This is a genomic window from Mycolicibacterium arseniciresistens (assembly GCF_030519285.1).
Classification (GTDB): Bacteria; Actinomycetota; Actinomycetes; order Mycobacteriales; family Mycobacteriaceae; genus Mycobacterium; species Mycobacterium arseniciresistens.
On record NZ_JAUMSQ010000294.1, the window covers coordinates 1 to 9,410 of the forward strand.

11 protein-coding genes are annotated in these 9,410 nt (G+C 71.9%); 8 read left to right on the forward strand and 3 right to left on the reverse strand.

What is annotated here, in order from left to right; all coding sequences use genetic code 11:
- From Q2100_RS26000 to Q2100_RS26020, 5 genes are all read left to right on the forward strand, one after another.
- A partial coding sequence (locus tag Q2100_RS26000; protein ID WP_456094148.1) for a magnesium chelatase subunit ChlI family protein occupies window positions 1–283 on the forward strand: 283 nt, incomplete at its 5' end.
- The gene (gene dprA, locus Q2100_RS26005; RefSeq protein WP_302916389.1) at window positions 280–1,401 is read left to right on the forward strand and encodes a DNA-processing protein DprA; all 1,122 of its coding nucleotides are present in this window, start codon (window positions 280–282) and stop codon (window positions 1,399–1,401) included. The genes Q2100_RS26000 and dprA, both read left to right, overlap by 4 nt.
- Before the next feature lie 64 nt (window positions 1,402–1,465).
- Window positions 1,466–2,341 carry a siderophore-interacting protein gene (locus tag Q2100_RS26010; protein WP_302916390.1) on the forward strand — a complete coding sequence of 292 codons (876 nt, stop codon included), beginning with the start codon at window positions 1,466–1,468 and terminating at the stop codon, window positions 2,339–2,341.
- A 46-nt stretch (window positions 2,342–2,387) separates the two neighbouring features.
- Entirely contained in the window at window positions 2,388–3,548 is a 1,161-nt protein-coding gene (locus Q2100_RS26015; RefSeq protein WP_269896450.1) for a lactate 2-monooxygenase, read from the forward strand.
- A gap of 43 nt (window positions 3,549–3,591) precedes the next feature.
- On the forward strand, window positions 3,592–4,494 hold the full coding sequence (locus Q2100_RS26020) for a tyrosine recombinase XerC (RefSeq protein WP_302916395.1): 903 nt from the start codon (window positions 3,592–3,594) through the stop codon (window positions 4,492–4,494).
- A gap of 22 nt (window positions 4,495–4,516) precedes the next feature.
- Here Q2100_RS26020 and Q2100_RS26025 read toward each other — a convergent pair whose 3' ends face one another.
- Both Q2100_RS26025 and Q2100_RS26030 read right to left on the reverse strand, forming a co-directional pair.
- A complete protein-coding gene (locus Q2100_RS26025; protein WP_302916391.1) occupies window positions 4,517–4,816 on the reverse strand; it encodes a hypothetical protein in 300 nt (99 codons plus the stop codon).
- Between the two features lie 73 nt (window positions 4,817–4,889).
- The gene (locus Q2100_RS26030; RefSeq protein WP_302916392.1) at window positions 4,890–5,378 is read right to left on the reverse strand and encodes a M23 family metallopeptidase; all 489 of its coding nucleotides are present in this window, start codon (window positions 5,376–5,378) and stop codon (window positions 4,890–4,892) included.
- Window positions 5,379–5,671: 293 nt separating this feature from the next.
- Here Q2100_RS26030 and rpsB point away from each other — a divergent pair, with 293 nt between their 5' ends.
- The 3 genes from rpsB (at window position 5,672) to Q2100_RS26045 (ending at window position 8,849) form a co-directional block, all read left to right on the forward strand.
- Entirely contained in the window at window positions 5,672–6,544 is an 873-nt protein-coding gene (rpsB, locus tag Q2100_RS26035; protein ID WP_264015333.1) for a 30S ribosomal protein S2, read from the forward strand.
- 11 nt (window positions 6,545–6,555) lie between these two features.
- The gene (tsf, locus tag Q2100_RS26040) at window positions 6,556–7,371 is read left to right on the forward strand and encodes a translation elongation factor Ts (protein WP_264015334.1); all 816 of its coding nucleotides are present in this window, start codon (window positions 6,556–6,558) and stop codon (window positions 7,369–7,371) included.
- 65 nt (window positions 7,372–7,436) lie between these two features.
- Complete coding sequence (locus Q2100_RS26045) at window positions 7,437–8,849, forward strand: amidase (protein WP_302916393.1); 1,413 nt, start codon at window positions 7,437–7,439, stop codon at window positions 8,847–8,849.
- Here the strand turns inward: Q2100_RS26045 and Q2100_RS26050 are convergent.
- A partial coding sequence (locus Q2100_RS26050; protein ID WP_302916394.1) for a glycerate kinase occupies window positions 8,846–9,410 on the reverse strand: 565 nt, incomplete at its 5' end. The genes Q2100_RS26045 and Q2100_RS26050 overlap by 4 nt on opposite strands.

Here is a 9,410-nt window from a genome sequence, read left to right on the forward strand (position 1 = left end):
CGTGGCCGCCGCCCGCGCCGCGGCCGAGGCCCGGTGGCGACCGCACGGAATCCGCACCAACGCCGAGGTCAGCGGCGCGCTGCTGCGCCGCAGGTTCCGGTTGTCCCCGCAGGCGATGAAACCGCTGCGCACCGCCGTCGATAGCGGCCGGTTGTCCATCCGGGGGATGGACCGCACATTGCGGGTCGCCTGGACGCTGGCCGATCTCGCCGGCCGTGCCTCTCCGGAGATCGACGATGTCACCACGGCGCTGGGCTTCCGCCAGTTCGGCGGTGCGCGATGAACGCCGACGCCCGCGCCTGGGCCTACCTGTCGCGGGTGGCCGAGCCGCCGTGTCCCGAGCTCGCCGATCTCGTCACCCGCGTCGGCGCCCGCGAAGCGGCCGACCGCGTCCGCCGCGGCGCCGTCGGCGAACGGTTGGCGTTCCACACCGAGGCGCGCCGCGACATCGATTGCGCGCAAGACGATCTCGATGCCGTCGAACGGCTGGGGGGCCGCATCGTGACGGCGTGCGATGACGAGTGGCCTGCGCTCGCCTTCTCGGCGTTCGGCCGATCGGCGCGGCCGCGGGAGTGCCATCCGCCGCTGGTGCTGTGGGTGGTGGGGGAGGTCCGCCTGGACGAGGTGCCCGGCCGGGCCGCCGCGGTGGTCGGCACGAGGGCGGCGACGGCCTACGGGGAACACGTCGCCGCCGACCTCTCCGCGGGGTTGGCGGCCCGCGACGTGGCCGTGGTCTCCGGTGGCGCCTACGGCATCGACGGGGTGGCCCACCGGGCGGCGCTGGCGTCTGACGGGCTGACGGTCGCGGTGCTGGCCGCGGGCGTCGACGTGCCCTATCCGGCGGGCCACACCGCGCTGCTGCGGCGGATCGGCGAGGAGGGCCTGGTGCTCAGCGAGTACCCGCCGGGCGTGCGCCCCGGCCGGTTGCGGTTCCTCACCCGCAACCGGCTGGTGGCCGCGCTGTCCGGAGCCACGGTGGTGGTCGAGGCCGGCGCCCGCAGCGGAGCCGCCAGCACCGCCGGGTGGGCACGGACGCTCGGCCGGACGGTGTGTGCGGTGCCGGGACCGGTCACGTCGTCGGTGTCGGTCGGCTGTCACCGGCTGCTTCGCGAAGGCGATGCCGAGCTGGTCACCCGGGCCGAGGACGTCGTCGAACTGGTGGGCCGGATGGGCGAGCTGGCCTCCGAGGAGCAGCGGCCGATGTCGCCGCTGGACGGGCTCGACGAGGCGCAGCGGCGGGTGTACGACGCGCTGCCCGCCCGCGGCGCCCGCACCCTCGACGAGGTCGCGGTGGCGGCGGGCCTGCCGGGGCCGCGCGTCATCGGCCCACTGGCGGCGCTGGAGATCGCAGGCCTGGTCACGCAGCGCGACGGCCGCTGGAAACTGGTCCGCCATCGGTAGCAGGCCGCCGGGACGGGCACGCTCGTATAGTCGAGGCGACCGCAAGACGTAGTGGAGGAACACAGTGGCTGGACGTCCGATACACACCTTCGAGGTGGTGAGCAGCGAACAGCTGTCACCGCACATGGTCCGAGTGGTGTTGGGCGGCAACAACACCGACGGCCGGAACGGGCAGAGCGGCGGCTTCGGCACCTTCACGCCCGGCGAGAACACCGACTCCTACGTCAAGCTCGTCTTCCCGCCGCCCGGCGTCGACGTGTCGGCGCTGGAGACCCCGCTGACGATGGACAGCTTCTCCGCGCTACCTCCCGAGCAGCAGCCCACCGTGCGGACCTACACCGTGCGCCGGGTCGATGCCGAGCGCGGCGAGATCACCATCGACTTCGTCGTGCACGGCGAGCATGGCGTGGCGGGCCCGTGGGCGGCCGCGGCCGAGCCCGGCCAGCCGGCGTACCTGATGGGGCCGAGCGGGGCGTTCTCACCGGACCCGGAGGCCGACTGGTACCTGTTCGCCGGCGACGAGGCGGCGCTGCCCGCCATCGGCGCGGCGCTCGAGGCGTTGCCCGCCGACGCCGTCGGGCGGGCGTACATCGAGGTCGCAGGCCCGGACGATCAGATCGAGCTCACCGCGCCCGAGGGGGTGTTCATCATCTGGGTCTACCGCGGTGGCCGGGCAGACCTGGTGCCCGAGGAGAGGGCGGGTGACCATGCGCCGCTGATCGCCGCGGTGAAGGAGACGCTCTGGCTGCCGGGCCAGGTGCAGGTGTTCATCCACGGCGAGGCGCAGGCCGTGATGCACAACCTGCGGGCCTACATCCGCAAGGAGCGCGGAATCGACGCGAAGTGGGCGTCGTCGATCTCCGGGTACTGGCGGCGCGGGCGCACCGAGGAGACCTTCCGGCAGTGGAAGGCCGAACTCGCCAAGGCCGAGGCCGGCTGACACCCGGGCTGGCCGCAAGCCCACACCGGCTGGCACGCTGGCCGCCATGACCTTCGGTAACTACCAGTTCGAGATCTACCTGCAGGGCCTGTCCGGCGTCCTTCCCACGATGCCGATGACGTTCGCGGACTGGGAGGCCAAGGCCGAGGCCGCGATGCCGCCGTCGGTGTACTCCTACGTCGCGGGCGGCGCCGGCGACGAACGCACCCAGCGCCTCAACCGCACCGCGTTCGACAACTGGGGACTGATGCCGCGGATGTTCCGCGCGACCCGCGAACGCGACCTGTCGCTCAACCTGTTCGGACTCGACCTGCCGTCCCCGGTCTTCATGGCACCGATCGGCGTGATCGGCATCTGCGCCCAGGGCGGCCACGGCGACGTGGCCACCGCCAAGGCCGCGGCGCGCACCGGCGTCCCGATGGTCGTCTCGACGCTGACCGAGGACCCGCTCGAGGACGTGGCCGCCGAATTCGGCGACACCCCGGGCTTCTTCCAGCTGTACTGCCCGACCGACCGCGACCTGGCCGCCAGCCTGGTGCACCGGGCCGAGGCCGCCGGCTACAAGGGCATCATCGTCACCCTCGACACCTGGGTGCCGGGCTGGCGGCCCCGCGACCTGTCCACGTCGAACTTCCCGCAGCTGCGCGGTAAGTGCCTCGCCAACTACACCAGCGACCCGGTGTTCCGCGCCGCCCTGGCGCAGACGCCCGAGGAGAATCCCCAGGCCGCCGTGCTGCACTGGGTGTCGCTGTTCGGCAACCCGGTCACCTGGGACGACCTGCCCTGGCTGCGCTCGCTGACCGACCTGCCGCTGATCGTCAAGGGCATCTGCCATCCCGACGACGCCCGGCGCGCCAAGGACGGCGGCGTCGACGCCATCTACTGCTCCAACCACGGCGGCAGGCAGGCCAACGGCGGCCTGGCCGCCATCGACTGCCTGCCCGACGTCGTCGCCGCGGCCGACGGGCTGCCGGTCCTGTTCGACTCGGGCATCCGCAGCGGCGCCGACATCGTCAAGGCGCTGGCGCTGGGGGCCACCGCGGTCGGCGTCGGCAGGCCCTACGCCTACGGCCTGGCGCTCGGCGGGGTCGACGGCGTCGTGCACGTGCTGCGGTCACTGCTGGCCGAGGCGGACCTGACGATGGCCGTTGACGGCTATCCGACGCTGGCCGATCTCACTCCGGACACGCTGCGGCGCGTCGGCTAGACACCCGCGGGCGCTCTGCGACGGTAGGGGCGTGACGGCCACGATCGACGAGGTCCTCGACCAGTTCGACGAGTACCTCGAACTGCAGTGCGGGCGCTCGGCGCACACCCGCCGCGCCTACCGTGGCGACCTGCGATCGCTGTTCGCCTTCCTCGACCGGCGGCTGCCCGGCGCCGGTGTCGCCGGGCTGAGCCTGCCCGTGCTGCGGTCCTGGCTCGCCGAGCAGGCCGGCGGCGGCGCCGCCCGCACCACGCTGGCCCGGCGGACGTCGGCGGTCAAGACGTTCACCGCGTGGGCTCTGCGGCGCGGCCTGCTCGCCACCGATCCGGCCACCCGGCTGCAGCTGCCCAAGGCCCGTCGCACGCTGCCGTCGGTGCTGCGCCAGGACCAGGCGCTCGACGCCATGGCGGCCGCCACTTCCGGTGCGCAACAGAATGATCCGCTCGCCCTGCGGGACCGGTTGATCGTCGAGATGCTGTATGCGACCGGGATCCGGGTCAGCGAGCTGTGCGGCCTTGACGTCGACGACATCGACACCTCGCGACGGCTGCTGCGGGTGCTCGGCAAGGGCGACAAGCAACGGACGGTGCCGTTCGGGGAGCCCGCCCAGCTGGCGCTCTCGTCGTGGCTGGCCGACGGCAGGCCCGCACTGGCCACTGCCGACTCCGGGCCCGCCCTGCTGCTCGGCGCCCGCGGCAAGCGGCTCGACCAGCGGCAGGCGCGCACGGTCGTGCACCAGACCATCGCGGCGGTGGACGGCGCACCCGACATCGGCCCGCACGGTCTACGGCACAGTGCGGCAACGCATCTGCTGGAGGGCGGCGCCGACCTGCGCATCGTGCAGGAGCTGCTCGGCCACTCCACGCTGGCCACGACGCAGCTCTACACGCACGTCACCGTCGCGCGGCTGCGCGCGGTGCACGACCAGGCGCATCCACGGGCGTGATCCGCACTCGGTCCGATCGAAGCTAGGCCGACTGTTCGACGGCGTCCGGCGGCATCCACCGCACCACGAGCTCGCCCCAGTTGACCGGAGCGCTCCACCGCTCGCCGATGACCGAGAACGACACCCGCTGGAAATCGCGAACCTCGCGGTAGCTCACGTCGGGCTTCATGCTGCGGAAGACCAACCAGGGTGCGTCATCGCCGACTTCGACGCGCCAGCCCGTCATGTCGGCGGTCGGGGAGTCGATCGTCAACCACCGGAAGCCCTCGTCGTCGGGGAGGTATTCGATGGGCAGATCGATGTCGGCCTCGTGCTCCGTCATGATCGCCGATTTTATCGGTCGTCACGTGGGAGGGATGGGCCCCGCCCGGCGCACTCCCGCTCGCTGGGGGAGGTCAGCCGGCGACCGGCTTCAGGCGGATCGCCGTGCCCGCCAGCAGCCCGAGCGGATCGAGGTAGTCGGTGCGCGCGGCCGGACCCCACATCGCGCCCCAGTGCAGGCACGCCGCGGCCGGGCAGCCCGCGTGGCCGGCGTCGAGCACACCGACCGCCGTGCCCTTCGCGACGATTTGGCCGGGCCGCACGATCGCCCGCACCGGCTCGTAGCTGGTCCGCAGGCCGCCGGGGTGGGCGATCGACAGCAGCGGGCGGCCCGCCAGCTCACCGGCGAACACCACGGTGCCTGTCCCCGCGGCGTACACCGTCGCGCCGGGCGCGGCGGCCAGGTCGACACCACGATGCCCGCGCTGCCAGTTGGGCGACGGCGCGTCGAACACCCGCACCACCGCGGGGCGCGGCCGCAGCGGCCAGTCCAGGCGTCCAGCGTCGGCGTGCGAGGGCGCGGCCAGGGTCAGCGCCACGACGATCAGCATCAGCCACCGCATCGGTCCAGCTCAGCGCATGACACGCCCGCTGCGCCAGGCCCCTCGCCGAAGCTGTGGATGGCCAGGTCACCGTGGCAAAAGCACCCCGTCAGACGGTGTAAACTGCTAACCGCAGCTCGCTTGCGCGGGCTGACTTCGCGTGTCTGCACAGGCCGCCCCATGGCGGTTCTACCCGGATGCCGGCGGTCCCGTCCCGAAGATCACTTCGGCCGGGTCCGGCAACCAGCGGACACCAGGGCCTGGCATCACCCCGACGCCGGGCGACAACCGACAAGTAAAGGCTGGGTACACCCATGGCCGTCGTGACCATGAAGCAGCTGCTGGACAGCGGCACCCACTTCGGGCACCAGACCCGTCGCTGGAATCCCAAGATGAAGCGGTTCATCTTCACCGACCGCAACGGCATCTACATCATCGACCTGCAGCAGACGCTGACCTACATCGACAAGGCGTACGAGTTCGTCAAGGAGACCGTCGCCCACGGTGGCTCGATCATGATGGTCGGCACCAAGAAGCAGGCGCAGGAATCGATCGCCGCAGAGGCCACCCGCGTCGGCATGCCCTATGTGAACCAGCGCTGGCTGGGCGGCATGCTCACCAACTTCTCCACCGTGCACAAGCGCCTTCAGCGGATGAAGGAGCTCGAGACCATGGAGCAGACCGGTGGCTTCGAGGGTCGCACCAAGAAAGAGATCCTGATGCTGACCCGCGAGAAGAACAAGCTCGAGCGCAGCCTCGGCGGTATCCGCGACATGGCGAAGGTGCCGTCGGCGATCTGGGTCGTCGACACCAACAAGGAGCACCTCGCGGTCGCGGAGGCGCGCAAGCTCAACATCCCGATCATCGCGATCCTCGACACCAACTGCGATCCCGACCTCGTCGACTACCCGATCCCGGGCAACGACGACGCGATCCGGTCGGCCGCGCTGCTGACCCGCGTCATCGCCGCCGCGGTCGCCGAGGGGCTGCAGGCCCGGTCCAACGTCGGCCGCACGGGTGACAAGCCCGACGCCGACGGTGCCGCCGAGCCGCTCACCGAGTGGGAGCAGGAGCTGCTGGCGTCCGCCACCGCGACCGCCACCGCGTCGCCGACGGCCGCGGGCGCCGAGCCCGGCACCCCCGAGGCCGACATCCAGACCGAACCCACCACCCCTGCGAACCCATAGGGAAGGCTGAAATGGCGAACTACACCGCTGCCGACGTCAAGCGACTTCGGGAGCTGACCGGCGCCGGCATGCTCGCGTCGAAGAACGCGCTCGTCGACGCCGACGGCGACTTCGACAAGGCCGTCGAGTTGCTGCGCATCAAGGGCGCCAAGGACGTTGGCAAGCGTGCCGAGCGTGCCACCGCCGAGGGCCTCGTCGCGGCCAAGGACGGCGCCCTGATCGAGCTGAACTCCGAGACCGACTTCGTCGCCAAGAACGCGGACTTCCAGTCGGTGGCCGACCAGATCGTCGCGGCGGCCGCCGCGGCCAAGGCCACTGACCTCGACGCGCTCAAGGCGGCCCCGGTTGGCGACACCACGGTCGAGCAGACCATCGCGGACCTCAGCGCCAAGATCGGCGAGAAGCTCGAACTGCGCCGCGTCGCGTACTTCGACGGCACCGTGGAGACCTACCTGCACAAGCGGGCTGCGGACCTGCCGCCCGGTGTCGGCGTGCTCGTCGAGTACACCGGTTCGGACAAGTCGGCCGCCCACGCGGTGGCGCTGCAGATCGCGGCGCTCAAGGCGAAGTACCTGTCCCGTGAGGACGTCCCCGAGGACATCGTCGCCAACGAGCGTCGTATCGCCGAGGAGACCGCCCGCAACGAGGGCAAGCCCGAGCAGGCGCTGGCCAAGATCGTCGAGGGCCGGGTGAACGGCTACTACAAGGACGTCGTCCTGCTCGAGCAGCCGTCGGTGTCGGACAGCAAGAAGACCGTCAAGGCGCTGCTGGACGATGCCGGTGTGACCGTGACGCGGTTCGTCCGCTTCGAGGTCGGCCAGGCCTGACGGCCCACCACAGCTGACGCGACTCACTCTCATGCGCCGGCGGTACCACTTGGTACCGTCGGCGCATGAGTCGTATCTGGGCCTTTGGCGACGATGCCCTCGGTGACCTCGACGCCGTCGGCCTGGTCGACGCGCTACGGGCGGGCCGGGTGTCGGCCGCCGAACTCGTGGAGGCGGCGATCGCGCGCGCCGAGGCGGTCAACCCCCGGCTGAACGGCCTGGCCTACCGCGCCTTCGACCGCGCCCGCGAAAGGGCAAGGGCCCGAACGCCGTACGGCGGCTTCTTCGACGGTGTCCCGTCATTCCTCAAGGACAATGTGGCCGTCGCGGGCATGCCAACGATGGAGGGCACCGACGCGTGGGACCCCCGCCCGGAGAAGCTCGACGGCGACTTCGCGCGAACGTTCCTGGCCACCGGCCTCGTCCCGCTGGGCAAGACGCAGCTCTCGGAGTTCGGCTTCAGTGCCGCCGCCGAGCACCCGCGGCTCGGCCCGGTGCGCAACCCGTGGAACCCCGAGCGCACCGCAGGCGCCTCGTCGTCGGGATCCGGGGCGTTCGTGGCCGCGGGTGTGGTGCCGATCGCACACGCCAACGACGGTGGCGGCTCCATCCGGATCCCGGCCTCCTGCAACGGGCTCGTCGGACTCAAGCCGTCGCGCGGCAGGCTTCCGCTCGACCGGCAGATGCGCCAGATGCCGATCCGCATCGTCGCCAACGGTGTGCTCACCCGGTCGGTGCGCGACACCGCGGCGTTCTACCGCGAAGCCGAACGGGTGTACCGGCACCCGAAGCTGTTGCCGTTCGGCGACGTCACCGGACCGGCGCGGCAGCGGCTGCGGATCGCGGTGTGCACCCGCTCGATCGACCGCGACTCGAGCCCCGAGGTGCGTGACCTGACGCTGAAGACCGCCACGCTGCTCGAGGAGCTGGGCCACCGGGTGACGCACATCGAGAACCCGCCGGTGCCAAGCACTTTCGGCGACGACTTCCTGCTGTACTGGGCGCTGCTGTCGTATGCGCTGGTGCGCGGCGGCCGCCGCGCGTTCGGCCCCAGCTTCGACCGCGACAAGCTGGACAACCTCACCCTCGGCCTGGAACTGCACGCCGCGCGCAACCTGCACCGGCTGCCGCTGGCCATGGCACGGCTGTCCCGGGCCCGCCGCATCACCAACCGGCTCGCCGCCGACCACGACGTCCTGCTCACCCCGACGCTGGCACAGGTCACGCCGCGGATCGGGCATCTCGACCCGACCGCGGACTATCAGCAGATCATCGACCGGCTGATGGACTGGGTGGCGTTCACGCCGCTGCAGAACGTCACCGGTGATCCGGCGATCTCACTGCCGCTGGCCGAGTCGTCGGACGGCTTGCCGGTCGGGATGATGCTGTCGGCCACTCTCGGTCAGGAGGCCCGGCTGCTCGGGCTGGCCTACGAACTCGAGCAGGCCCGGCCCTGGGCGCGGATCCAGGACGTCTAGAGCCGGCGGCAGACCTCGGCGCACGCGCGCGCCAACGACTGCGGGCCGGTGCGCAACGCCTCGGGAAGCGGTGTGCCGGGCGCGGTGATCCCGACGATCTCGTCCACCCCGTGGTCGAGCAGCACCGCCGCGTCGTCGCCGACACGGCCTGCGAAGATCACCACCCGCGCCCCGGCGCGGGCGGCCACCTGCGCGACGCCGAACGGCGTCTTGCCGAGCATCGTCTGCGCGTCGACGCCGCCCTCGCCGGTGAACACCCAATCGGCGCCGGTCAGCGCCGCTTCGAGGCCGACGGTCTCGGCGATCACCTCCACCCCGGGCCGGGTCTCGGCGCCGAGGAACTGCAGCAGTGCGAAGCCGAGGCCGCCCGCCGCGCCGGCGCCCGGCGTGTCGACGTGGGTCGCGCCGGCGACCGCGGAGAACCGGGCCAGCGCCGACTCCAACCGCTCGACGTCGGCCGGCCCGGCGCCCTTCTGCGGCCCGAACACCGCACTCGCACCGCCCGGGCCCAGCAGCGGCGCGGTGACGTCGCACGCCAGCCGGAACTGCGCGTCGGCCAGG

Coding starts and splice junctions, on each gene's coding strand:
- dprA (WP_302916389.1), top strand. CDS start 280: ATGAACGCCGACGCCCGCGCCTGGGCCTACCTGTCGCGGGTGGCCGAG.
- Q2100_RS26015 (WP_269896450.1), top strand. CDS start 2,388: ATGACCTTCGGTAACTACCAGTTCGAGATCTACCTGCAGGGCCTGTCC.
- Q2100_RS26025 (WP_302916391.1), bottom strand. CDS start 4,816: ATGACGGAGCACGAGGCCGACATCGATCTGCCCATCGAATACCTCCCC.
- Q2100_RS26030 (WP_302916392.1), bottom strand. CDS start 5,378: ATGCGGTGGCTGATGCTGATCGTCGTGGCGCTGACCCTGGCCGCGCCC.
- rpsB (WP_264015333.1), top strand. CDS start 5,672: ATGGCCGTCGTGACCATGAAGCAGCTGCTGGACAGCGGCACCCACTTC.
- tsf (WP_264015334.1), top strand. CDS start 6,556: ATGGCGAACTACACCGCTGCCGACGTCAAGCGACTTCGGGAGCTGACC.
- Q2100_RS26045 (WP_302916393.1), top strand. CDS start 7,437: ATGAGTCGTATCTGGGCCTTTGGCGACGATGCCCTCGGTGACCTCGAC.